24 protein-coding genes are annotated in these 22,197 nt (G+C 64.0%); 7 read left to right on the top strand and 17 right to left on the bottom strand.

Translation table 11 applies throughout. The features are described from left to right. Nucleotides 1-53: 53 nt before the first annotated feature. The 10 genes from miaB to murJ all read right to left on the bottom strand — a co-directional run bounded on the left by miaB (nt 54) and on the right by murJ (nt 8,787). Nucleotides 54-1,490, bottom strand: coding sequence for a tRNA (N6-isopentenyl adenosine(37)-C2)-methylthiotransferase MiaB (gene miaB, locus HCN50_RS26570; RefSeq protein ID WP_171712842.1), 1,437 nt, complete (start codon nt 1,488-1,490; stop codon nt 54-56). A gap of 265 nt (nt 1,491-1,755) precedes the next feature. Further along, nucleotides 1,756-2,151 carry a hypothetical protein gene (locus HCN50_RS26575; RefSeq protein ID WP_171712843.1) on the bottom strand — a complete coding sequence of 132 codons (396 nt, stop codon included), beginning with the start codon at nt 2,149-2,151 and terminating at the stop codon, nt 1,756-1,758. A 168-nt stretch (nt 2,152-2,319) separates the two neighbouring features. Then, nucleotides 2,320-2,991 carry an HAD family hydrolase gene (locus HCN50_RS26580; protein WP_171712844.1) on the bottom strand — a complete coding sequence of 224 codons (672 nt, stop codon included), beginning with the start codon at nt 2,989-2,991 and terminating at the stop codon, nt 2,320-2,322. A 12-nt stretch (nt 2,992-3,003) separates the two neighbouring features. Then, nucleotides 3,004-3,453, bottom strand: a complete 450-nt coding sequence (locus HCN50_RS26585) for a Fur family transcriptional regulator (RefSeq protein ID WP_171712893.1) — start codon at nt 3,451-3,453, stop codon at nt 3,004-3,006. Nucleotides 3,454-3,505: 52 nt separating this feature from the next. Further along, entirely contained in the window at nt 3,506-3,991 is a 486-nt protein-coding gene (rimI, locus tag HCN50_RS26590; protein ID WP_171712845.1) for a ribosomal protein S18-alanine N-acetyltransferase, read from the bottom strand. A gap of 10 nt (nt 3,992-4,001) precedes the next feature. Beyond that, on the bottom strand, nt 4,002-4,700 hold the full coding sequence (gene tsaB, locus HCN50_RS26595; RefSeq protein WP_171712846.1) for a tRNA (adenosine(37)-N6)-threonylcarbamoyltransferase complex dimerization subunit type 1 TsaB: 699 nt from the start codon (nt 4,698-4,700) through the stop codon (nt 4,002-4,004). 92 nt (nt 4,701-4,792) lie between these two features. Continuing rightward, nucleotides 4,793-5,362, bottom strand: coding sequence for a NifU family protein (locus tag HCN50_RS26600; RefSeq protein ID WP_171712847.1), 570 nt, complete (start codon nt 5,360-5,362; stop codon nt 4,793-4,795). A gap of 117 nt (nt 5,363-5,479) precedes the next feature. Continuing rightward, nucleotides 5,480-5,974: a universal stress protein gene (locus HCN50_RS26605; RefSeq protein ID WP_171712848.1), complete on the bottom strand. Its 495-nt coding sequence runs from the start codon at nt 5,972-5,974 to the stop codon at nt 5,480-5,482. Between the two features lie 147 nt (nt 5,975-6,121). Continuing rightward, nucleotides 6,122-7,174, bottom strand: a complete 1,053-nt coding sequence (trpS, locus tag HCN50_RS26610; RefSeq protein WP_171712849.1) for a tryptophan--tRNA ligase — start codon at nt 7,172-7,174, stop codon at nt 6,122-6,124. 68 nt (nt 7,175-7,242) lie between these two features. Then, nucleotides 7,243-8,787, bottom strand: a complete 1,545-nt coding sequence (murJ, locus tag HCN50_RS26615) for a murein biosynthesis integral membrane protein MurJ (protein ID WP_171712850.1) — start codon at nt 8,785-8,787, stop codon at nt 7,243-7,245. Between the two features lie 141 nt (nt 8,788-8,928). Here murJ and HCN50_RS26620 point away from each other — a divergent pair, with 141 nt between their 5' ends. The 4 genes from HCN50_RS26620 (at nt 8,929) to HCN50_RS26635 (ending at nt 11,441) form a co-directional block, all read left to right on the top strand. After that, nucleotides 8,929-9,930, top strand: coding sequence for an adenosine kinase (locus tag HCN50_RS26620; protein ID WP_171712851.1), 1,002 nt, complete (start codon nt 8,929-8,931; stop codon nt 9,928-9,930). 322 nt (nt 9,931-10,252) lie between these two features. Then, nucleotides 10,253-10,453: a hypothetical protein gene (locus tag HCN50_RS26625; protein WP_171712852.1), complete on the top strand. Its 201-nt coding sequence runs from the start codon at nt 10,253-10,255 to the stop codon at nt 10,451-10,453. A gap of 365 nt (nt 10,454-10,818) precedes the next feature. After that, nucleotides 10,819-11,049: an AbrB/MazE/SpoVT family DNA-binding domain-containing protein gene (locus HCN50_RS26630; protein WP_171712853.1), complete on the top strand. Its 231-nt coding sequence runs from the start codon at nt 10,819-10,821 to the stop codon at nt 11,047-11,049. Then, complete coding sequence (locus HCN50_RS26635) at nt 11,046-11,441, top strand: PIN domain-containing protein (protein ID WP_171712854.1); 396 nt, start codon at nt 11,046-11,048, stop codon at nt 11,439-11,441. The genes HCN50_RS26630 and HCN50_RS26635 overlap by 4 nt, the downstream gene beginning before the upstream one ends. A gap of 200 nt (nt 11,442-11,641) precedes the next feature. On the opposite strand, the gene HCN50_RS26640 is transcribed toward HCN50_RS26635, so the two are convergent. Continuing rightward, nucleotides 11,642-12,835 carry a serine hydrolase domain-containing protein gene (locus HCN50_RS26640; protein ID WP_171712855.1) on the bottom strand — a complete coding sequence of 398 codons (1,194 nt, stop codon included), beginning with the start codon at nt 12,833-12,835 and terminating at the stop codon, nt 11,642-11,644. Nucleotides 12,836-13,208: 373 nt separating this feature from the next. Between HCN50_RS26640 and HCN50_RS26645 the strand changes: the two genes are divergently transcribed. Further along, nucleotides 13,209-13,529, top strand: coding sequence for a hypothetical protein (locus tag HCN50_RS26645; protein WP_171712856.1), 321 nt, complete (start codon nt 13,209-13,211; stop codon nt 13,527-13,529). 251 nt (nt 13,530-13,780) lie between these two features. Further along, complete coding sequence (locus HCN50_RS26650; RefSeq protein WP_171712857.1) at nt 13,781-15,274, top strand: NAD-dependent succinate-semialdehyde dehydrogenase; 1,494 nt, start codon at nt 13,781-13,783, stop codon at nt 15,272-15,274. 6 nt (nt 15,275-15,280) lie between these two features. Here the strand turns inward: HCN50_RS26650 and HCN50_RS26655 are convergent, their stop codons facing one another. From HCN50_RS26655 to HCN50_RS26665, 3 genes are all read right to left on the bottom strand, one after another. Then, nucleotides 15,281-16,084, bottom strand: a complete 804-nt coding sequence (locus tag HCN50_RS26655; protein WP_171712858.1) for a crotonase/enoyl-CoA hydratase family protein — start codon at nt 16,082-16,084, stop codon at nt 15,281-15,283. 113 nt (nt 16,085-16,197) lie between these two features. Beyond that, nucleotides 16,198-17,112, bottom strand: a complete 915-nt coding sequence (locus tag HCN50_RS26660; RefSeq protein ID WP_171712859.1) for a phosphoribosylaminoimidazolesuccinocarboxamide synthase — start codon at nt 17,110-17,112, stop codon at nt 16,198-16,200. 64 nt (nt 17,113-17,176) lie between these two features. Next, nucleotides 17,177-17,998: a pirin family protein gene (locus HCN50_RS26665; RefSeq protein ID WP_171712860.1), complete on the bottom strand. Its 822-nt coding sequence runs from the start codon at nt 17,996-17,998 to the stop codon at nt 17,177-17,179. A gap of 114 nt (nt 17,999-18,112) precedes the next feature. Between HCN50_RS26665 and HCN50_RS26670 the strand changes: the two genes are divergently transcribed. Then, nucleotides 18,113-18,571, top strand: a complete 459-nt coding sequence (locus HCN50_RS26670) for a hypothetical protein (protein WP_171712861.1) — start codon at nt 18,113-18,115, stop codon at nt 18,569-18,571. Between the two features lie 211 nt (nt 18,572-18,782). On the opposite strand, the gene HCN50_RS26675 is transcribed toward HCN50_RS26670, so the two are convergent. From HCN50_RS26675 to HCN50_RS26685, 3 genes are all read right to left on the bottom strand, one after another. Next, nucleotides 18,783-20,153 carry an MmgE/PrpD family protein gene (locus HCN50_RS26675; RefSeq protein ID WP_171712862.1) on the bottom strand — a complete coding sequence of 457 codons (1,371 nt, stop codon included), beginning with the start codon at nt 20,151-20,153 and terminating at the stop codon, nt 18,783-18,785. Between the two features lie 123 nt (nt 20,154-20,276). Then, nucleotides 20,277-20,750 carry a DUF2867 domain-containing protein gene (locus HCN50_RS26680; protein ID WP_171712863.1) on the bottom strand — a complete coding sequence of 158 codons (474 nt, stop codon included), beginning with the start codon at nt 20,748-20,750 and terminating at the stop codon, nt 20,277-20,279. After that, the gene (locus tag HCN50_RS26685; protein ID WP_171712864.1) at nt 20,747-22,153 is read right to left on the bottom strand and encodes an MATE family efflux transporter; all 1,407 of its coding nucleotides are present in this window, start codon (nt 22,151-22,153) and stop codon (nt 20,747-20,749) included. The genes HCN50_RS26680 and HCN50_RS26685 overlap by 4 nt, the downstream gene beginning before the upstream one ends. Nucleotides 22,154-22,197 lie beyond the last annotated feature (44 nt).

A 22,197-nucleotide genomic window follows, 5' to 3' on the forward strand; every position in this document is an offset into this window, starting at 1 on the left:
ATTTGCGGCTGGGAGCAAGCGAAGATGAATCCGATGCGCTTTTTGGCAAGGGTTCAGGCTCCCCATGTTTCTTGAGAAGATTTGGTTTCTTGAGAAGATTTGGCCATGGCGGAAGGCGTTGACGATCGATCCCGCGCGGCGGGGCCGGCGAGTTCGCCGAGCAGGCTGTAACGCTCCAGGCTCTCGATCGTGACCGGCAGCACCTGTCCGATGATATCGGGCGAGGCGAACACATGCGCGGGCTGAAGATAGGCCGTGCGGCCGACGATCTGGCCGGGATTGCGGGCCGCGCGTTCGAACAGCACATCGACGGTTTTGCCAATCATGGCCCTGTTGAAGGCCGATTGCTGGCTGTCGATCAATTCCTGGAGCCGCACCAATCGCTCGTCCATCTCAGCCGCTGACACCGTCTCCTGCATGTCCGCCGCCGGTGTGCCGGGCCGCGGCGAATATTTGAACGAATAAGCCGCAGCGTACCCGATTTGCCTGACGAGCGCGAGTGTCGCTGCGAATTCTCCCGCGCTTTCGCCGGGGAAGCCGACGATAAAATCCGATGAAAACGCAATATCTTGCCGGGCGGCCCGGAAACGGTCGATGACGCGGCGGTAATCATCGGCGGTATGCTTGCGGTTCATGGCGGCGAGAATCCGGTCGGAGCCGGATTGCACCGGGAGATGGACGAACGGCATCAGCGCGGCGAGATCGCGGTGGGCTGCCACAAGCGAATCCTCGACGTCGCGAGGATGGCTGGTGGAATAGCGCAGCCGTGCGATGCCTTCGATTTCGGCGAGCCGGTGCAACAATTTGCCGAGCGGCCAGCTTCGTCCGTCCGGGCCTTCGCCGTGATAGGCGTTGACGTTCTGCCCGATCAGGGTGATCTCGCGAACACCATTGTCGGCCAGCCGCTTTACGTCATCGATGATTTTTGCCACCGGACGCGAGACTTCCGCGCCGCGCGTATAAGGCACCACGCAGAAGGTGCAGAACTTGTCGCAACCTTCCTGCACGGTGACGAATGCGGAAATGCCGCGCGCGCGGATCGCATCCGGCTTGGGATAGGGCAGAAAGCTGAACTTGTCCTCGACCGGGAATTCGGTCTCGAGCGCGCGGCCTTCGCTCTTTGCGCGCGCCAGTAGCTGCGGCAGATGATGGTAGCTCTGCGGTCCGACCACGACATCGACCGTCGGCGCGCGGCGGATGATCTCCTCGCCCTCGGCCTGCGCGACGCAGCCCGCAACCGCAATGCGCATCTCGCGCCCGTTGCGCGCCGCCTCGTCCTTGGTGACGCGCAGCCGGCCCAGTTCGGAATAGACCTTTTCGGAAGCCTTTTCCCTGATGTGGCAGGTGTTGAGGATCACCAGATCCGCATCGTCAGCGCTTTCGGTCTCGACAAAGCCCTCACCCGCCAGCGTGTCCACCATGCGTTGCGCATCGTAGACGTTCATCTGGCAGCCATAAGACTTGATGTGCAGCTTGCGCGGCGGCTTCATGGAACCTTGGGTGCTGGGGTTATGGGCGCCAATCCGGGCCCAGGGCTTAAGTATAGGCTAAAGGGCCGGAAATCCAGCGTGATAGGCGGCATTTCCGCGGGCAAGCAAGGCGGCAAACCCACCAGCGGCGCTGGTCTGGCCAGCCGGATTTACCGCCGAAGCAAAAGCGGCCTCGCTGGCCCGTCCGACGCGCCACCACGAAAAGTCAACGAATCGAAGGCAATGATCCGGGACGTTGCCAGTTTGCGCCCCGGCAAACTGACGCTCACTTTATTCCCAGGACGTCCTTGAGTTCTGCCGCTTTCTTCATGCACCCTTGTTCGTCGCCAGCCTCAGACATCTTGCGGGCTTCAGCCACCAGTTGGTTGGCATGTTCGGCGCTCTGAGTGCGGCGTTTGCCAATGACTTGCTCCTGATGCGGTGAAGTGGGCTGCACGGCCGCTGCCGTTGATCCGGTGGTTTCAGGTTCAGCGCTCTTTTGCTTACCGGCCAGAACCTCTTCCTGGTGCTTGGTCCCCGGCATTCCCGATTCGCTCGGGCTCGCGCCCGTCCCCGCGGAAACGACATTCTGTTCGAGCGCCTTCAGTTCCTGGTTACAATCAGCAAACGCCGGCGACGCGAGGATAAGGGCGAATGCTGCGGTCGCTATGCGTGTAGACATCTGAACCTCCTGCTTGAGGTGTCTCTCTCGCTCGACATGAGGGATACAGGAAAACGTCCACAGATATTCAGTGGTTCCTTCCATGCCGAAGGTGTCGGTGAAGATCCTGCTTTATGAAGCAAAGCAGACATTGACCGACTCTCAGTACATAGCCTGGACGGTGTTGCCTTAAACCCTGATCTTTTCAATAAGCCCGGGCAGCTGGCGCATATCGTCGAATGTCACGGCGGCGCCGGCGGCGCGCAGGAGATCAGCATGGCCCGGCTGACAATGGCTGCCGCCGTGAAAGCCAAGCACGGTCATCCCTGCAGCGCGGCCGCCGGTGACGCCGGGGACGCTGTCCTCGATCACGAGGCACTGGGACGGTTGCACCTTCATCTGTTCGGCCGCGAACAGAAACAGGTCGGGCGCCGGCTTGCCGCGGCTGACCTGCGTAGCGGAGAAAATATGCGGCGCGAGTTGGTCGTAGAGGCCGGCGCAGGTGAGGCCGTGACGAATCTTTTCCGGCGTTCCGCTGGAAGCGACGCATTTGGTCAGGCGTATTGCGCCAATCGCCTCGCCGACATGGGCGATCGCCTGCAGATCACCCTCGTAGAATTTCAGCGTGGCCGCCTTCACCTGTTGTTCGAAATCGTCAGGCAATTTCCGGTCGATCTCGCGCTCGATCGTCTGGCGCGCTTCGCGGTCGGACACGCCGAGAAAGCGGACGAGCACCTGTTCTGAGGTGATCGGATAGCCGTGACGCGTCAGCGTCTCGGCATGCGCGCGGCATGAAATGACCTCGCTGTCGACCAGCACGCCGTCGCAGTCGAAGATGACCAGATCGAAGTTCGGGTTCAAGTTGGCTCGCGATCAGCTTTTGTCTTCGTCGAGCGGAACGCAATAAAGCTCCAGCCGGTGATCGATCAGCTTGTAGCCGAGCTTGCGGGCGATCTCGGCCTGCAATTTCTCGATCTCCTCGGAGGTGAACTCGATCACCTTGCCGTCGCGCAGATTGATCAGATGGTCGTGATGGCTGTCGGGCATCTGCTCATAGCGCGCGCGTCCTTCGCGGAAATCGTGCCGCTCGATGATGCCGGCATCCTCGAACAGCTTGACGGTGCGGTAGACCGTCGAGATCGAGATCTTGTCGTCAACCGCAACGCAGCGCCGGTAGAGTTCCTCGACGTCCGGATGGTCGACCGAATCCGCGAGCACGCGCGCGATCACGCGGCGCTGTTCGGTCATCCGCATGCCGGTGGCCGCGCAGCGCGCTTCGATTCCGGTATTTTTCTGCGCAGACGGCGATTTCAGTACGGGCATGGTCCTCAAGGCCTTGGCGAGCAGCTCGGGGTGTTTTGCCACCGCCCGCATATTACGACAAGTCACGCCGCATCAGAAGTGCATTCAATTGCTCGCCGCCAGGCTGCTGATAGTAGCGTTCCCGGCGGCCAACAACCTCAAATCCGGCCCATTCATACAGACGCCGCGCCGGCTGATTGTTTTCTTCAACCTCGAGAAACACCTTGTGCACGCCGCGACCCGCGAGATGACCGAGATGCGTCAGCAGCAGGTTGCGCGACAGGCCGCGACCGCGTTGGGCCGCATCGACTGCGATCGACAACAACTCCGCCTCGTCGGCCGCCATGCGCGACACTGCAAAGCCGATGATCTTGCGTCCGAGCCGGAGACGGTGAACGAGCGTATTGCGCTCGGTCAGCATCACCTCGAATTCGCCTTCGCCCCAGCCGCGGTGAAACGATGCGCCATGCAACTGGGCCAGGCGCGCGGCATCCCGCGGACCGGCCGGCTCGATCACCGCGGTGCCGCCGCCCCACCAATCGGAAAGCCATGCCATCATGATCCCATCATCATGATGCAAGCGGCTGCGAGCCGCCGGACAGCGGATCCTTCGGCGGCTTGGCGTCGGGGGCGCGCAGATAATACGGCCGCGCCGGCGAGCTCTCGGGATTGACCGCAGCGCCCAGCCACGCCACCCAGGCGATATCGGGTGCGGCCTGCTGATCGATCTTAACAGGCGGCGGCGCATCCGCCGGCCAGCGCTCGGCCAGAATGTTTGCCGCATTGCCGACCAGATGCGGCGTGCCGAACCGCGCGGCATCGAGCGCTTCGGCGACCGGCGCGACCTTCGGCTTGATCAGCGAATGGCCGTCGCCGCCGAGCACCTGGAAATAGACGTGATCATGCCGCGCATCGATCGCCGAGATGACCGGATGTTCGCTGTTCTCGCTGACGATGGGAGCGGCAAAAGCGGTCAGCGTCGTCACGCCCACGACTGGCTTGCCGGCGGCGAGCGCAATGCCGCGGGCGGCGGAAAGGCCGACGCGCAATCCGGTAAAGCTGCCGGGACCGGTCGTTGCGGCAATGCGATCAAGCGCGGCAAAGGCGATGCCGGACGCTTTCATCACGCGTGCGATCAGCGGCATCAGGGCTTCGGCATGACCGCGCTTCATCGCCTGCGATTCTGACGCGATCGCGCCGCCTGCGCCGGTGTCGAGCACAGCCGCGGCGCAGGCATCGAGCGCGGTATCGATGGAGAGGATCAGCATGGAGAGAGTGCGAATGGCGAGTGGTGAATAGCGAACAGATTATTCGAGTTCGTCCCTATTCGCCATTCGCTACCCGCCATTCGCCTCTCCGATCACATCGGCCGGACTTCGACCACATCGGGCACGAAATGCCTCAAGAGATTCTGGATGCCGTGCTGCAGCGTCGCCGTCGAGGACGGGCAGCCGGAGCAGGCGCCCTTCATGTTGAGATAGACGACGCCGTCCTTGAAGCCGCGGAAGGTGATATCGCCGCCGTCATTGGCCACCGCCGGCCGCACCCGCGTCTCGATCAGGTCCTTGATGGTCGCGACCGTCTCGGCGTCCTGCTCGTTGAAGAACTCGTCTTCCTGGTCTGCCGCTTCGTCATTGCCGGCCGTGCCGTCCGCGAGCAGCGGCGCGCCAGACATGTAATGCTCCATGATGGCGCCGAGGATCGCCGGCTTGAGGTGCTGCCAGTCGCCCTCCGCCTTGGTGACGGTGACGAAATCGTAGCCGTAGAACACGCTGGATACGCCCGGCACGCTGAACAGCCGCTCGGCGAGCGGCGAGCGGGCGGCGGCTTCGCGGTTGGAAAATTCCATCGTGCCGGTGTCGAGCACGGTGCGGCCAGGGATGAATTTCAGCGTGGCGGGATTAGGCGTGGCTTCGGTCTGAATGAACATGGTTTTTCTCCGGCGTCGCCGGTTCAAGGCCGGCGCGTGGGTTCTCCTGTAGCAGATGGCGACGGGGCGCGCACGATCAAGGGGCGCAAATCAGCAATTCTGTAGGCGCATCAAGCGTTAAGAGAGCGCGTCGATGTCGGAATCGCTCAATTCGCCGGGCACGATAACGACCGGAATCGGGAACGAACCGGCAGCCTGGGCGATCATGGTGATCAGGGGGCCGGGACCCTCCGGACCAGGATTGGCCGCCAGCACCAGCATCGAGATGTCGACGTCCTTGTCGATCACGTCAAGGAGCTGGGTGGTCGGATCGCCCTCGCGGATCACCCGTTCGGGCGTGATCGCGGCGATGCCGTTGGCGCGCCCCGACGCGCGGTCGAGCGCCTCGTTGGCGGCTTCCTCGGCCTCCGCGCGCATGATGTCGGCAACGCCCAGCCATTGCTGGTTCTGGTCCTCGATGGCGATGATGCGCAGCATCACCACGCCGCCGCCGACGCGTACCGCCCAGCGGCTGGCGTAGTACACCGCGCGGTCCCATTCCGCAGTGTCGTCAACAATGACAAGGCATTTTGGCTTGTGACCCGTCTCGTAGCTTTGTCGCTGGATGGTCATGCATGTCCCGGTGCTGCGCCAAACCGCCGCATGCTGCCACGGCGCAGCCGCCTTCGACAAGCGCCGTCGCTGTTCCTCAATCCCGCGGCGATCGAATTTTACCCTCCCCCTTCAGGGGAGGGTGAACACACCATCTCCGGATACGTTCTAGCGCTTTCGGATGAAACCGACGACGTCCATGGTCTGGCGCATGGTTTCGTCGGCGATCGCGCGGGCGCGATCGGCGCCGTCGACCAGTACCTTGTCGACATGGCCGGGGTCGGCGACCAGCCGCTTCATCTCGGCGGCGATCGGCGCGAGCTTGGCGACGCAAAGTTCCACCAGCGCGTTCTTGAAGCTGGAGAACTGCCCGCCGCCGAATTCGCGGAGCACGTCCGATTTGCTCCGGTCGGCCAGCGCCGCATAGATGCCGACGAGGTTGTCGGCCTCGGGCCGGTTCTCCAGGCCGTTTTCCTCCGACGGCAGCGGTTCTGGATCGGTCTTGGCTTTCCGGATCTTCTGCGCGATCAAATCGGCATCGTCGGTCAGGTTGATCCGCGAATTATCTGACGCGTCCGACTTCGACATCTTCTTGGTGCCGTCGCGAAGCGACATCACCCGCGTCGCCGGGCCGGTGATGAAGGGCTCCGGCAGCGGAAAGAACTGGCCATCGTTGAACCCGTGGCCGCGGATCGAATCGCCGAAATCATTATTGAACTTCTGCGCGATGTCGCGCGAGAGCTCCAGATGCTGCTTCTGGTCCTCGCCGACCGGCACATGGGTGGCGCGATAGAGCAGAATGTCCGCCGCCATCAGCACCGGATAATCGTAGAGCCCGACGGAGGCGTTCTCGCGGTCCTTGCCGGCCTTCTCCTTGAATTGCGTCATGCGGCTGAGCCAGCCGACCCGTGCCACGCAGTTGAAGATCCAGGCGAGCTCGGCGTGGCCGGCGACCTGGCTCTGGTTGAACACGATGTGCTTGTTCGGGTCGATGCCGGCGGCGATGAAGGCCGCGGTGACCTCGCGGGTGTTGCGGGCGAGCTCCGCCGGGCCGCCCCAGACGTCCACGCCCTGCGTGATCGCATGCATGTCGACGACGCAATAGATGCAGTTATGGGTTTCCTGCATCTTCACGAAGTTGACGATCGCCCCTAAGTAATTGCCGAGATGCAGATTACCGGTCGGCTGGACGCCGGAAAAAACCCGTTCAACAAAGGCCATTGGTCAGCTTCCCGAGGACTGTCTGATTGGCGCGTCGTTTGCCACGCGGGCGGTGTCCGTGCAAGCCGCTAGGCAGCGGTCCGCCTGACGGCGTCAACCGCCTCGCGCCAGCCGATGACGCCGAAAAGCCGTAAGAAAACGCCGTAACTCGCGATTGCCGCCGCGATCACGGCCAGCAGCAGGACGGCCTGCACCAACCCGTGTGCGCCCGAGGTGAGGGAAGGGAGCTGCCGCGTCGCAAGCCACAGCAGCGCGCCCATGGCGAGCGCCGCCAGCACGATACGCGGCAGCCGCTGCCTTGCACCGGGATCGATCGAAAATCCGAACGTCGCCGCGCCGCGGCGGATCAGGCTGAGCGCCATGCTCCACGCGCCGAGCGCAATCGCCGCCGCGATGCCGTCTGCGCAGTACCAATGGCTGAGCAGGAAGGCGGAAGCGACCGCGAGCACGACGCCCTTCAGCGCCGCGACCAGCGGCGTCACCGTATCCTCGCGCGCGAAGAACGCCGGCGACAGCGCTTTCACCAGCACATGCGCCGGCAGCGCCAGCGCCAGCCACATCAGCGCACGCGCCGTGGCGCGCGTATCATCCGCCGTGAAGGCGCCGTGCTCGAACAACAGCCGCACGATCGGCGCAGCCAATACGATCAGCCCGACCGTTGCTGGCAGCGCCAGCCCGACCGCGAGTTCGAGCCCGCGTGATTCCGCATGCGCTACGCCCGCATGATCTTCGCCGCGCACCGCGCGCGTCAGTTCCGGGATCAGCACCGTGCCCATCGCAACGCCGACGATGCCGAGCGGCAGCTCGACCAGGCGGCCCGCGAAATAGAGCCACGACACGGCGGATGGCGACGACGAGGCGATGATCGCGCCGGCGACCATCAACAACTGCGGCGCGCTCGATGCCATCATGCCCGGCGCGGCCTTGGCCAGAAAGCCGCGAATTTCCTTGTCGAACGAGATGCGCAGCGGCGTGGCGATGGCTTCGCCACGGCGCAGCACCAGGATCGAGAGCTGCAGCAGCCCGGCAATGCCGACGGTGGCCGCGATGATCTGCGCCGCGCGCGCCGCATCCGCACGTGTCATCAGCAGCACGGTCATGACAGCGATCAGCGCGACGTTGAACAGCAATGGCGAGAACGCCGTCAGCGCAAACCGGCCTTGCGCGTTCAGCAGCGCCATCATCACCGTCACCGGGCCGGCAAAGGCGAGGTAGGGCAGCATCAGCCGCGCATTGTCGACCGCGAGGTGCAAGCTCTCGCGCCCCGCAAATCCCGGCGCCAGCACGATGATGACGAGCGGCATCGCCAGCGCCAGCAGCGCGCTTGCCAGGATCAGGATAACCGCGATGGTGCCGAGCACGCGCCCGGCAAACGCCGCCGCCGCAACCGCGCCGCCGCTCTCGCGCACCCGCAGCCAAGCCGGCACCAGCGCCGCGTTGAGCCCGCCCTCGGTCAGCAGCCTTCTCACGACATTGACCAGCTGAAACGCCGCCAGGAACGCATCCGCCACCGTCCCCGCGCCGAGCAGCGCGGCCAGCACGGAATCGCGCGCGAAGCCGAGCAGCCGCGACACCAGCGTTCCCGAGGATACGGTGAGAAAGGAGCGGATCATTGAAGTGGCCTTATAGCAGCAGCCTGGCTTGCTGCCAGCAGACCCTCATCCTCTCAGGATGAGGAGCAGGCAGCCTTGCTGCCACAGGCCCGATCTGGTAGCCCGAGCCTCATCGCAAACGCCGTGAAACAGGACGGATGAATGACTGACGCAAAATACGACGTTCTCGGAATCGGCAATGCGATTTTCGACGTCTTCGCCCAGACCGACGAGAAATTCCTCGCCGACCACGGCATGGCCAAGGGCAGCATGGCGCTGATCGACGAGGCCCGCGCCGCCTCGATCTACCGCGACATGGGGCCGGCCACCGAAGTTTCCGGCGGCTCCGGCGCCAATACCATCGTCGGCCTTGCCGGATTCGGCGCACGTGCCGCCTTCATCGGCAAGGTCAAGAACGACCAGATCGGCGGCCTCTACACCCACGATATCAGGGCCGCCGGCGTCGCCTTCGAGACCAGGGCGGCCGAGGAAGGCCCCGCCACCGGCTGCTCCTACATCCTGGTGACGCCGGACGGCGAGCGCACCATGAACACCTATCTCGGCGCGGCGCAGGATCTTAACCCCTCGGATATCGACGAGGCGCAGATCGCGGCCTCGCGCATTGTCTATCTTGAAGGCTATCTATGGGATCCGAAGAATGCCAAGGAAGCCTTCGTCAAGGCAGCTGCAATCGCGCACTCTGCCGGCCGCCAAGTGGCGCTGACGCTGTCGGATTCCTTCTGCGTCGATCGCTATCGCGACGAGTTTCTCGATTTGATGCGCAAGCGCACGGTCGATCTCGTCTTCGCCAACGAGGCCGAGCTGCATTCGCTGTACCAGACCTCGGATTTCGACGGCGCGCTGAAACAGCTCCGGGAAGATGCCAAGCTCGCTGTCGTCACCCGCAGCGAAAAGGGCTGCGTGGTCGTAAGCCAGGACGGCGTCACATCGGCGCCCGCATTCCCGATCGAGAAGCTGGTCGACACCACCGGCGCCGGCGACCTCTTCGCCGCCGGCTTCCTGTTCGGCCTCGTGCGGGATGCGAGCTACGAGACGTGCGGGCGGCTTGGCGCGCTCGCTGCAGCCGAGGTGATCCAGCACATCGGCGCGCGGCCGCAGGTGTCGCTGAAGGAGCTGGCGGGGCAGAACGGGTTGGGGGTGTAGAACGCCACCTCTCCACTCGTCATGGCCGGGCTTGACCCGGCCATCCACGCCTTGTCTCCCGCTGCAAGTAGAGCCGGCAGGCTTCCGATCGGGCGCACTTTCGCCTACAAGTTGATCGATAGTGAGTTCAACGCCGTCGGGAGGACAAGGCCGCCAGCAAAGTTCAGAACGAACTTTATCGTCTGACGGGGCCGACGTTTGATGCGGAGGCGTGGTTCGCGCGTCTTGACAAGCTCGGCGCACGCGAATTCCTGCCGCATGGCATCCCTAACGACCCGCCAACTGAATCGGACCGGCGTGTCTTCGTCGACGAGCGATTTTGATGAAGGATGAGTATGACTTCTCGACCGCCAAGCGTGGCAAGTTCTTTCGGGTGGGGGCGCATTTTGCGCCGCCGATCCATCTTGACCCCGACGTGTTTGACTATCTCTCCAAGCAAGCCTCCGCGCAGGGAGTCTCGCGGAGTTCGCTGGTGAATGCGGTGCTCAAGACAGGCATCGGGCTGATCGATGCCGGCAAATAGCCGCGTCGATTTTGATCAAGGACTCCTCGGCCGGGCGCTATGCAACGCGCCTCGTCACGAACGTCTGGCCATCTTCTGAAGTGACATAGCCGAGCCATGCCAGCGACGCGAGAACCTCGGCGACCTTCTTTTCGGTAGTCCTGGTCCGCCTGAATTGCGCGGCGAGCCCGCTAGCATCGAGAGGTCCAGTGGCTGCCGCTAGTGCTACGAACACCGCAGCGGTCTGCTCGACCGCGCAGAGAGGGGGCTCCTGCTGGTGAAGCGACGAGCGAATCCTCCGCGGTTTATGCATACGGGAGTTAGGCCTCTACTTGAAATGATATCATAATAATGATATCATGAACGTACAAGCCAAGGAGGCAGCCATGCAGGTCTCGAAATGGGGTGACAGCCTCGCGGTTCGGTTGCCCAAGGCGCTGGTCGAGAAGATGGGCCTGAAGGCTGGCGACGAACTCGCGATCGTCGATGTCGTCGAACGAACGCTGGTCGTACAGAAGGAAGACCGGCGCAAGGCCGCGCTTGAGCGTTTGGCCTCTCTCAACTGGACGCTTCCGCCCGATTACAAGTTCGATCGGGACGAGGCGAACGAGCGGTGAAGGCGTTCTTCGATACGAACATTTTGGTCTACGCCGCAACGTCGGATGCAAAGAAGCGGCAGGCCGCCGATTGTCTGCGCCGACGCGGCATTGCCAGCGTTCAGGTATTCAACGAGTTCGTCCATGTCGCCCGGCGAAAGCTTCACCACGACTGGCCGCAGATCGAGTTTGCGCTCGAGCTGTTTCGAGACTCGCTCGATGACGTGGTCCCCGTCACGATGAATACACATGCCGCTGCCGTACTGCTGGCCCGCGAGCATGGATTGTCCTTTTTCGACGCGCTGATCGTCGCTGCCGCCGTCGAAGCCGGCTGCGACACGCTCTACAGCGAAGATCTGCAGCATGGCCGCGCCTTCGGCGATGTCGCCATCGTCAATCCGTTTCTCGCGTAGCATGCCATGACGCGCCAATGACGCTTCGCATCCATCCAGCCGCCAAGCTACTTTGCATGGGGTTGTTTTCGATATTTTTTGCCGGAGTCCGATAGCTCGGCGCTTGTCGTGCCGGAGGCGAGACCCGGTGGCGGGGCATGGCTCGCGCAGGCGAGGCGAGGGCGTGCGACACGGGGACGTATCGCCGCCCTCCTTCTCTCTCACGCCGCCTTCTGCCCGCTGCCGGCATCCAGCCCGGCATAAACGCCGCGCTCGAAGGCTGCAAAAGCCTCCAGACACTTCGCGTCGGCGAACGGCAAGAGCTGCATCAGGATCACCCCGGTGACGTCGCGCGCCGGGTCGATCCAGAAGTAGGTGTTGGCAAGGCCGGCCCAGGCGAGGCTGCCGGCGCTGCGGCCTTCCGGCGTCTTGACGGTGTTGATCAGGAAGGAGAGGCCCCACTTCTTGACGATATCAGGATAGAGATCGACATCGTTGGTGTAGATCGGCATCACCGTCGTCATCTTGCCCATGGTGAGCTCGCCGATGTGGTTCTCGCCCATCAGCGCGACCGTCTCGGGCCTCAAGACCTGGTTGCCGTTGCCGCGGCCCTTGTTGAGGATCATCTGGGTGAACTTGATGTAGTCACCCGCGGTGCCGTAAAGGCCGCCGCCGCCCATGTGGAATTCCGGATCCTGTTCGAGCTCGAACGGGATCGGCGCCAGCACGCCGCCATCGCCGCGCGCGTGCATGCCGACCAGGCGCTGGCGCATGCTATCGGTGATCTTGAAGGCGGTGTCGTTCATGCCGAGCGGCGCGAAGATGTTATCGCGCAGATAGGCATCGAGCCGCTGGCCGCTCGCCGCTTCCACCGCCTTGCCGACGAAGTCGATATTGATGCCGTATTCCCAGCGCGTGCCGGGATCGGACATGATCGGCGCCGTCAGCGAAGCGTTCTGACAGGTGGTGATGTACGGCGTTCCGGTCTTCTCATGATATTGCGCGCAGTCGCCGTTCCACATGTGGTAGGCGAAGCCGGCGGTGTGCGTCATGAGATGGCGCAGCGTGATCGGCCGCGATGCGGGACGCAGTCTTGGCGCGCCGCTGGCGTCAAAGCCTTCCAGCACCTGCGGGCTGGCCAAATCGGGCAGCACGTTGCCGATCGGCTCGTCGAGCGAGAGCTTGCCCTGCTCGACAAGCTGCATGCCGGCCGCCGTCGTGATCGCCTTGGTCATGGAGGCGATCCAGAACACGCTGTCGGCGGTCATGGCGTCGTCCTTGCCGAGGTCGCGCTTGCCGAAAGCGCCCTCATAGATCACCTCGCTTCCCGTCGCCGCCATCGCGACCACGCCAGGGATCTCCTTCGCCTCGCACTTCTGACGCAGATTCTGATCGATCTCGGCCTTGCTCTGCATGGGTCTCCTCCAGTTTTGTTTTTATGGAAGTGGCGCGATCATCCTCCCGGCCGCTTCGTGCCGCAAGCGGGCGCGGGCGACAGCGGGCGATGTCGCGATCTCGTGATGGGCAAGGGGCGAGGGAGGCGCTGAGCCAGTCGGCGTCAGGGCTTGGGGCTCTCAGGCACAAAACTGCAACACCTCTCGGCTTTCCGCGGTGGACAAGCAGCCATGGCGGTGACCGGCTTAACTATCCACGGTATCGTGATTGGGCCCGCGATTCCCGTCGCCGATTTTTTGCAGTAAGGCGTTCAGATTCCAGCGCAAACGTTGCGTGTTGGCTGGGTCAAATTAACCAAAATGGTTGTCATTTCTGCTGTTGCGAAGGTGCGCAATGATCTCGACTTGGAGTGAATGGAAGCGCTATCCCCGTGCCGGGCGTGGCGAAAATATCGAGGCGCCGATCTCGCCTGGAATTTACGAAGTCCGCTACGCTGGTACCGGCGCGCTGCACTCGTTCGAGGCGGTCGACAACGTCGCCCAGGCGCTGGCGCAGCTCGCGGTCGGCTCCAAATCCTGGTTCGGCCGCCGCGATACGGCCAAGCTGCCCGACCTCGAATACCGGACCTGCGCCACCTCCACCAAAGCCGACGCCAAGGCGGCCGCGCAGCGCATGATCGGTAGGCGCGAGACCTATATGAGCGGCGCGGCGTAAGGGACGCTGTCATTCCGGGATGGTGCGCTAGCACCAGACCTCAGGTGCGCAACTGCGCACCAGGGAATCTCGAAATTCTCAGGGCGCAAGGGGCGCCCCATAGTTCGATGCTGCGCATTGCCCCGGAATGACGTGGTCCGGCATCGCCCTCAACATTGCTTGAAGCAGACCTGCGTCCGCGGCCGATGCATTGCCGGCGATCCAGGCATATACTCCCGCCCAACCCCAAGAAACTCCCAGGGAGCAACGCCATGAACCCACCCGTCGCCGCTCGTGCCCAATCCTCAACCCCCTCGCTGCACGACCGCCTGAAAGATCCGTCGCTGTTGCGCGACCGCTGCTACATCGACGGCGGCTGGGTCGGCGCGCCGTCGCGCCCCGTCACCAATCCGGTCAACGGCGTCGAACTGTCCAAGGTGCCGGTATTCGGTACCACGGAAGCGACGCAAGCGGTCGAAGCCGCCGAACGCGCCTTTCCGGCCTGGGCGAAACTCACCGCCAAGCAGCGCTCCAATATCTTGCGAAAGTGGTTCGAGCTGATCGCCGCCAACCGCGAGGACCTCGCGCTGATCCTGACTTCCGAGCAGGGCAAGCCGCTGGCGGAAGCGCTCGGCGAGGTCGACATTGGCGGCGCCTATGTCGAATTCTTCGCCGAAGAAGCCCGCCGCGTCTATGGCGAAACCATTCCGACCCAGCGGCCGGATGCGCGGCTGCTCGCGATCAAGCAGCCGATCGGTGTCTGCGGCGCGATCACGCCGTGGAATTTCCCGTGCTCGATGATCACCCGAAAAGTCTCGCCGGCGCTGGCTGCCGGCTGCACCGTCGTGCTCAAGCCCGCCAACGAAACGCCGCTGACTGCGCTGGCGCTGGTCGCGCTCGCCGAAAAGGCCGGCGTGCCGAAGGGCGTGTTCAACATCCTGACCGGCAATTCGTCCGCGATCGGCAAGGTGTTGTGCGAACATCCGGCCGTGCGCTTTGTCGGCTTCACCGGCTCGACCGAGGTCGGCAAGATCCTCTATCAGCAGGCTTCGGTCGGCGTGAAGAAACTTGGCCTCGAGCTCGGCGGCAACGCGCCGTTCGTGGTGTTCGACGACGCTGACATCGATGCCGCCGTCGAGGGCGCCATCATCTCGAAATATCGCAACATGGGCCAGACCTGCGTCTGCGCCAACCGCATCTACGCCCAAGACAAGATCTACGATGAGTTCGTCGAGAAACTGTCGAAGAAGGTCGCGGCGATGAAGATCGGCGACGGCACCGAGCAGGGCGTGGTGCAGGGCCCACTGATCAATATGGATGCCGTGCTCAAGGTCGAGAAGCATATCGATGACGCGGTGAAGGGCGGCGCCAAGATCGTCACCGGCGGCAAGCGCCATTCGCTCGGCGGCAGCTTCTTCGAGCCGACGGTGCTGTCGAACGTGAAGGCCGATGCATTGGTCGCGCATGAGGAAACGTTCGGGCCGTTAGCGCCGGTGTTCCGCTTCAAGGACGAGGCCGATGTGATCGCGATGTGCAACAACTCGCCGTTCGGCCTGGCGTCCTATTTCTATTCCCGCGATCTCGGCCGCGTCTGGCGCGTCGCCGAAGCGCTGGAATCGGGCATGGTCGGCGTCAACACCGGCCTGATCACGACGGAAGTCGCGCCCTTCGGCGGGGTGAAGGAGAGTGGCCTGGGCCGCGAAGGCTCGCATCACGGCATGGAGGAATATGTCGAGATCAAATACGTGATGATGGCCGGGGTGTAGCCCCGATCAATCGGTGGCGTCATCGGCAAACGCGCCGTGACGCCCGACGCCGGAGGCGAAGCGCGTCGCGCCCGACAGCGTTTCGCCCGAGGCGATGACTTCGAGGCCGCCGCGCATCTCGTTGCCGATCGCCTCCTCCTCGGAAAGGTCCCACTGCCTTAGCGCCGACAGCCGATCGGCGCGCAGGCACTTCTGCGGGAAGCGCGCGATCTCCCGCGCCAGCGCGATCGCCTGCGCGACGGCCTCGCCGCGGCCGACGACGCGGTTGGCGAGCCCGATGCGCAGCGCTTCCTGGGCGCCGACCGGGCGGCCGGTGAGGATCAGGTCGATCGCCTGCGAATGGCCGATCAGCCGCGGCAGGCGGATGGTGCCGAGGTCGATCAAGGGCACGCCGAAGCGGCGGCAGAAGACGCCGAAGGTCGCATCCTCGGCGACCACGCGCAGGTCGGCCCATAGCGCGAGCTCCATGCCGCCGGCTACCGCAAAGCCCTCGACCGCCGCGATCACCGGCTTCGACAGCCGTAAGCGGCTCGGCCCCATCGGCGCAATCGAACCGTGTCCGCCGAGCTCGCGCTTCTTGTTCGGATCGCCCGACGCAACCGCCTTGAGGTCGGCGCCGGCGCAGAAATAGCCGCCGGTGCCGGCGAACACCGCGACCGACGCGCTCTCGTCGGCGTCAAAGGCAAGGAACGTGTCATACAGCTTGCGCGCCGTTGCGCCGTCGACCGCGTTGCGGCAATGCGGACGGTTGATGGAAACGACGGTGATAGGGCCGTCGCGTTCGACGAGCACGGTGTCGGTTTCGGACATGTCAGGCGCTCCCTCGGTATCATGCGAAGCATCGAACTATGGGGCGCGCCTTGCGCCCCTGAGAATCTCGAGATTCCGGGTCCGGTCCTTCGGACCGTCCCGGAATGACGGAGTCAAACAGATAGCTCCGATCCCGTAACGCGCCGATACGCCTCAAGGTACCGCTTGCTGGTTGCATCCACCACGCTGTCGGGCAGTGGCGGCGGCGGGGCGTCGCCGTTCCAGCGGCCGGCGCGGCGCTCGGCGTCGAGATAGTCGCGCAGCGGCTGCTTGTCGAAGGAGGGTTGCGGCCGACCGGGCTTGTAGACGTCGGCGGCCCAGAACCGCGACGAGTCCGGCGTCATCACCTCGTCGATCAGAATGATGCGGTCGTCGGCCGCGCGGCCGAACTCGAATTTGGTGTCGGCGATGATGATGCCTTGATGACGGGCAATCCGCTCGCCGAAATTATAGACCGTGCGCGCCATGGTCTCGAGCTTCTCGGCGACGTCGTTACCGACAATCTCGCGCATGCGCGCCACCGTGATGTTCTCGTCATGACCGGTCTCGGCCTTGGTGGCCGGACTGAAGATCGGCGGCTCGAGCTTTCCGCTTTCGAGCAGGCCTTCCGCCAGCTCCTCACCCGCCAGCGTGCCAGAGGCCGCATACTCCTTCCAGGCGGAGCCGGAGATATAGCCGCGGATCACGCATTCGACGGGAAACACGGCGGTGCGCCGGCACAGCATCGCACGCCCGAGAATGTCGGCGCGGTGGTCCTTCAGGCCAGGTACCTTGCGGATGATCTCGTCGGCGTCGGCGCTAATCATGTGATGCGGCACCACACCTTCGAGCTGGCGGAACCACCAGGCGCTGATCTGCGTCAGCACCGCGCCTTTCATCGGAATGGTCTCGGCCATCACGACGTCGAACGCGCTGATCCGGTCGGTGGTGAGCAGCAGCACGCAATCGCTGCCGACGGCATAGATATCGCGCACCTTACCGCGGCCGATCCGGGGCAGGGGCAAATCGCTGGCGAGCATCGCGTTCATCGGTCAGGCTTTCGAACAGGCACGCAGGGGTGCGCGTGCAGAAACGGCAAAGCGGAGCAATAGCTCACTCCGGCAGCGGAATGAACTCATGTTCGTGCGGAACGGCGGCAAACCGGCCGGTTTTCCAATCCTGTTTGGCCTGCTCGATCCGCTCCTTGCTTGAGGAGACGAAATTCCACCAGATGTGCCGCGGCCCTTCAAAGCGCTCGTTCGCGACTTCGACCTCGCCATCGACCAGATAGATCGCGCGTTCCTCATGATCGGGATCGAGCGGCACGGAGGTCGCGGCCTGCGCCGTCACCTCGGTATAGAACCAAGGCGAGACCATGCTGACTGGCGATTTCACGCCGAACCCATTGCCTGCGATGATGCGCGCGGTGAAGCCGTTCTCCCTCACCGTCGGCAACGCCTCGGCGGCGTAGTGCTGGAACGACGGCGCGATTTCTTCCGATCCTGCCGGCAGCGCGATCCAGCTTTGCAGGCCGAGCATCTTCTGGCCGTCGCGGCGCTGCACGTCGGGAGTGCGTTCGGAATGCGCAATGCCGCGGCCCGCCGTCATCAGGTTCATCGCGCCGGGCTGGATCTCCTGGATGTTGCCCTCGCTGTCGCGGTGCATGATCGAGCCGTCGAAGAGGTAGGTGACGGTGGCAAGCCCGATATGCGGATGCGGCCGCACGTCCATCCCCTTGCCGGCCATGAACTGCACGGGGCCGAAATGATCGAAGAAGATGAAGGGCCCGACCATCTGCCGCTTGCCATGCGGCAGCGCGCGTCGCACTGCAAATCCGTCGCCGAGGTCGCGGGTGCGCGGCACGATGATGAGGTCGAGCGCGTCGCAGGTCATGGGATCGCCGAGCACGGGATCGTTGGAGGGCTGCCAGCTCATGGGGGCTCCTTGAAATTTTGTGCGATCATACACCGGGGCCGGGAAAATTGAACTGCGCGGTGTTCTGCACTAAGTTCCCAATGCGCAGATGATTGCGCGAGTGGACCAACTTTGATGCCGCTTTCCACCTTCGATATCGCCTTGCGCAGCGCCACCGTGGCGCTGCTTCTGGTGCTTGCGGTGTCGCTGTTTCGCGGTTTTGGAACGGTGCTCGCAGGACGGCTGGCCACGGCCTTCGCGCTGGGATCGGCGGCGCATGCCGTGACCTCCTCGATCGGTATGACGTCGAGGGTGCCTCCGGCGTTTGCGCCGGTGATCGCGTTATCGACCGGCAACGCCGTGATGTTCTGGTTGTTTACGCGCGCGCTGTTCGACGAGACCTTTCGGCTGCGCTGGTGGCACGCGGCGGTCGTGGCGTTCAGTTTCGTCAATTGCATGTGGCTGGCCCCGCATCCGGCGTGCAGCTTTCGATCGTCGCGATCAGTCAGTGCTGCGGCACTCTACGGCGGATTGAACGCGGTGCTGCAGATATCGCTGTCCCGCAGTGGCACGGCGAAATCGCCAACACGGTGAATTCTGCGGCGGTGGCCGCCGTGGTTGTCGCAATCGCCATTGGGATGATGCGCGTCGATGGCGCCGAGCTGTTTCCCTTGGCCGGTGAAGCCGGCGCCGATGCGCGCCAAGCGGCTGTGGCCGAATCCAGCGCGGCCGACCAGAAACTTTGCGGCGAGCCTTCCTTCTCCCACAAGGGGAGAGGGGCGCACCGCCGACGTTGATACTCGGTCTACTGCCGCCCCAACTGCGTCGCCTTCTCGACGCGATCGAATCTCTCGAGAGAAAGGATCGCATCGGCGAACTGGTCGGCGCGGCCATTCAACACCGGGCGGGCGAGCGTGAGGAATTTTTGCTGCATCGCCTGCGCATCCGGAAACGTGTCCGGTTCGCCCGAGGGGTCGGCATAGAGCCGCTCATGCACGCCGTCATCGGTGGTGATCGAGACGCGGGCGCCGAACGGATGCGGGCGGCCGATCTCGAGGCGATCGTCCTGCACCACGTCGAACTTGTCGGCGAGCGCGTTCACCGCCGGATCGCCGAGCCGTCCGTAATCGTCCCAGCCGAAACGACCCTGGTCGAGCGCCAACGCACCGGTGAAGAACATCGAGAATTGCCCGCCGACGATCGAGGTCGGATGCCGCTTGGTGGCGGCGTCGCCGGTCAGCGTGATGCCGTTACGGTGCAGGCCGATCTCGACGCGCTTGATCTGGTCCGGCGTCAGATTGTGCTCGCGGCGCATCGCGATCAACGCGTCCAACGCGGCATGGGTATAGCGGCAGCTCGGATAGGGTTTGACGCCGATCCGCAGCGTCTCATAGGTCCTGCCGAGGCCGGCGGTGGCCTTGTCAGGATGGGCGTCGTCGCTATAGCCGACAAGTAGCCCATGCTTGCCCTCGACCGACTCGGTCGAGCCGACAAAATTGTTGCGCGCCAGAGTGGCCGCGATCACGCCGTTCATTGCGGCGGCGCCAACTTGGTAGCGCTTGTTCCAGGCGCCGTTGACGAGGAACTGCAGCGAGCCCGCGGCCTGGCTGCCGGACACGCCGAAGGCGGATATCAGTTGATCCTTCGAGAGGCCGAACAGTTTGCCGGCCGCGGCCGCTGCGCCATAGGTTCCGGCCGTCGCGGTCGGGTGGAAGCCGCGTGCATAATGCGAGGTCGGATCAAGCGCGTTGCCGAGCCGGCAGCACACCTCATAGCCGGCCACGATCGCGGTCAGGACGTCGCGACCCGAGGCGCCGACCATTTCGCCGACCGCAAACGCTGCCGGCACCACGGGCGCGCTCGGATGCAGCGAGGAGTCCGCATGCGTGTCGTCGAAATCGAGCGAATGGCCGAGCGCACCGTTGAGCAGCGCGGCGACCGCGGGCGTCCAGGTCTTGGAATCGCCGAACACGGTGGCTTCGCCCTTGCCGTCGAGCGCCAGCGCCTCCAGCATCTTGAGCAGCGAGGGGGTTGATTCCGCATCGCGCCGCGCCCTTATCGTGCTGCCGAGGAAATCCAGCGTCAGCACCTTGGCGCGTTCCAGCACTTCCGCAGGAATATCCGCAAATTTCAGGTCGGCGACATAGGCTGCGAGCGTTGCGGTTTCGTTGGCCACGGCTTTGCCCTCGTTATTCTGGCGTGGAAGATTAGGTACGGCGCAGTCGAGACGCCGTCAACGCCCGTTATAGCGGGTCAGACCCCTGCTTCCATGCACCATGTCTGGAGATTCAGGCCTGGCTTAGGCTGCAACCTGACGCAGCAGGGCCGGCACGATCAGCCGGTGAAACGGCATGATGATCGCAAGGTAAGTCCGGCCCAGCCAATTGTGCGTCTTGACCAGCGTCGTCGCGGTGACTTGCCGGACATCGCCGGCAGGCGTTACGTCCACCACGACGCGAAAGTCGAGATGCCGGTCGTTGAAGCCGGCAATCAGGCGATCCGGCGTTTCGCTCACGACCGGAAAGATACCGATCATGTCACGGGGCACATCCGGATGGGCGCCCGACGTTTTCAGTCCGAGCGGCGCTACCAGCAAATTGCGCAATAACAGCAGCGCCTCAGCCCAGCGCGGCTGCCGCGCCATCATCTGCTCTGCAGCTCGGCGAGCGTCGAGATCGCGATTGCTGATTTCAATGCAGAAGGCGTCGGCAAATTGCACTCCGGCCAGTATCGCATTGGCATCAGCGGACGGCGTAACCTCACGGACAGTCATGGAGATAGCACTCTGCTCGCCAGTAGCCGGAACCGCAAGACGAGCAGAATGGCGAAGACCAGGGTACCGATCGACAATCCGATCCAGACGCCAACGGCGCCGAGCGATGTCCAGAATGCGAGTGTACAGGCGGAAGCAAAGCCGATCAGCCAGTAGCTGAGGGTGGCGAATAGCAGCGGGACACGCGTATCATTCATTCCGCGCAGCGCGCCGGCGGCGATGGTTTGGATGCCGTCCGCGACAAAGAAGGTGGAGCCGATCAGGAGCAGCGTTGCCGTCAGCGTCGCGGTTGCGTCGACGGCTTCACCGAGAAATATCTCGGCAATCAGGAACCGTCCGAGAATCACGGCGAGTGTCATCGTCGCCATGAACGTAGCGCCGAGAAGGATCGCGACATAGCCCGCGCGCCTGACCGCGCCGCTGTCCCGGCGCCCGACCGCATGACCGACCCGGACGGTCGCTGCCATACTGATTCCGAACGGCACCATGAAAAGGATGGCTGCGATCTGGAGTGCAATCTGGTGCGCTGCGAGTGCTGTGGTGCTGATGAGACCCATCAGCAGGCCGGCAGCGCCGAACAGCCCGTATTCCAGCAGAAACGCCATCGAGATCGGCGCGCCGACGATCACGAGCTTCGCCATCAGCGGCCAGTCGATGCGCCAGATGTTGCCGAGCACGTGATATTTCCGGAACGGCCGCCGCAGCGCGGTGAACCACAGCCCGGCGAGAAACGTGCCGAGATTGACCATGCTGGTCGCAAGGCCCGCGCCGAACAGCCCGAGCTCGGGCAGGCCCCATTTCCCATAGAGCAGCAGATAGACCAGCAGCGCGTTGGCCGGGATTGCGGCCAGCGTGATCCAGAGCACCGGCTCGGGCCGGTTTACCGCGCTCATGAAGCCGCGGATCGCGATGAACCACAGCGCCGGCAGGATGCCCCAGGCAAGGCCGAACAGGTAGTGCTGCGCGAGCCCGGCGGCCGTCGGCGCCTGGCCGAGCGCGATCAGGATCACCTCGCCGCGGAATGGCAGTGCCATCAGCGGCAGTGCGATCAACAGCGCCGCCCACAAGCCGACGCGCAGCGCGCGCCGTACCATGCGCGGATCGCGAGCGCCGAAAGCCTGCGCCGCCAGCGGCGCTACCGCCGATACCAGGCCCATGCCGAACGTGAAGGTGACAAAGAACACCGTATGGGCCAGGGCTGCCGCAGCCACGGTTTCGCTGCCGAGCCGACCGATGAATGCCAGGTCAGTCGTCATCATCGCGATCTGTCCGAGCTGCGTCAGCGCGAGCGGCACTGCGAGCTTCAGCGTCTCGGCAAGCTCAATCGCGAGATGGCGGCCGGGCACGGCCGCAGAGGCGGGCGGCGCAACGCTTGCGCGTTCAATTTTATCGAGCGAGGTCATTGCAACAGACTACCACGGCGGGTGGCCGAAAAAATGACGTTGCC

The organism is Bradyrhizobium archetypum (assembly GCF_013114835.1).
GTDB lineage: Bacteria > Pseudomonadota > Alphaproteobacteria > Rhizobiales > Xanthobacteraceae > Bradyrhizobium > Bradyrhizobium archetypum.

Excerpts from the sequence above, each read along its gene's own strand:
- miaB (WP_171712842.1), bottom strand. The coding sequence starts at position 1,490 with ATGAAGCCGCCGCGCAAGCTGCACATCAAGTCTTATGGCTGCCAGATG.
- HCN50_RS26575 (WP_171712843.1), bottom strand. The coding sequence starts at position 2,151 with ATGTCTACACGCATAGCGACCGCAGCATTCGCCCTTATCCTCGCGTCG.
- HCN50_RS26585 (WP_171712893.1), bottom strand. The coding sequence starts at position 3,453 with ATGCCCGTACTGAAATCGCCGTCTGCGCAGAAAAATACCGGAATCGAA.
- rimI (WP_171712845.1), bottom strand. The coding sequence starts at position 3,991 with ATGATGGCATGGCTTTCCGATTGGTGGGGCGGCGGCACCGCGGTGATC.
- tsaB (WP_171712846.1), bottom strand. The coding sequence starts at position 4,700 with ATGCTGATCCTCTCCATCGATACCGCGCTCGATGCCTGCGCCGCGGCT.
- HCN50_RS26600 (WP_171712847.1), bottom strand. The coding sequence starts at position 5,362 with ATGTTCATTCAGACCGAAGCCACGCCTAATCCCGCCACGCTGAAATTC.
- HCN50_RS26605 (WP_171712848.1), bottom strand. The coding sequence starts at position 5,974 with ATGACCATCCAGCGACAAAGCTACGAGACGGGTCACAAGCCAAAATGC.
- trpS (WP_171712849.1), bottom strand. The coding sequence starts at position 7,174 with ATGGCCTTTGTTGAACGGGTTTTTTCCGGCGTCCAGCCGACCGGTAAT.
- murJ (WP_171712850.1), bottom strand. The coding sequence starts at position 8,787 with ATGATCCGCTCCTTTCTCACCGTATCCTCGGGAACGCTGGTGTCGCGG.
- HCN50_RS26620 (WP_171712851.1), top strand. The coding sequence starts at position 8,929 with ATGACTGACGCAAAATACGACGTTCTCGGAATCGGCAATGCGATTTTC.
- HCN50_RS26625 (WP_171712852.1), top strand. The coding sequence starts at position 10,253 with ATGAAGGATGAGTATGACTTCTCGACCGCCAAGCGTGGCAAGTTCTTT.
- HCN50_RS26630 (WP_171712853.1), top strand. The coding sequence starts at position 10,819 with ATGCAGGTCTCGAAATGGGGTGACAGCCTCGCGGTTCGGTTGCCCAAG.
- HCN50_RS26640 (WP_171712855.1), bottom strand. The coding sequence starts at position 12,835 with ATGCAGAGCAAGGCCGAGATCGATCAGAATCTGCGTCAGAAGTGCGAG.
- HCN50_RS26645 (WP_171712856.1), top strand. The coding sequence starts at position 13,209 with ATGATCTCGACTTGGAGTGAATGGAAGCGCTATCCCCGTGCCGGGCGT.
- HCN50_RS26650 (WP_171712857.1), top strand. The coding sequence starts at position 13,781 with ATGAACCCACCCGTCGCCGCTCGTGCCCAATCCTCAACCCCCTCGCTG.
- HCN50_RS26655 (WP_171712858.1), bottom strand. The coding sequence starts at position 16,084 with ATGTCCGAAACCGACACCGTGCTCGTCGAACGCGACGGCCCTATCACC.
- HCN50_RS26660 (WP_171712859.1), bottom strand. The coding sequence starts at position 17,112 with ATGAACGCGATGCTCGCCAGCGATTTGCCCCTGCCCCGGATCGGCCGC.
- HCN50_RS26665 (WP_171712860.1), bottom strand. The coding sequence starts at position 17,998 with ATGAGCTGGCAGCCCTCCAACGATCCCGTGCTCGGCGATCCCATGACC.
- HCN50_RS26670 (WP_171712861.1), top strand. The coding sequence starts at position 18,113 with ATGCCGCTTTCCACCTTCGATATCGCCTTGCGCAGCGCCACCGTGGCG.
- HCN50_RS26680 (WP_171712863.1), bottom strand. The coding sequence starts at position 20,750 with ATGACTGTCCGTGAGGTTACGCCGTCCGCTGATGCCAATGCGATACTG.
- HCN50_RS26685 (WP_171712864.1), bottom strand. The coding sequence starts at position 22,153 with ATGACCTCGCTCGATAAAATTGAACGCGCAAGCGTTGCGCCGCCCGCC.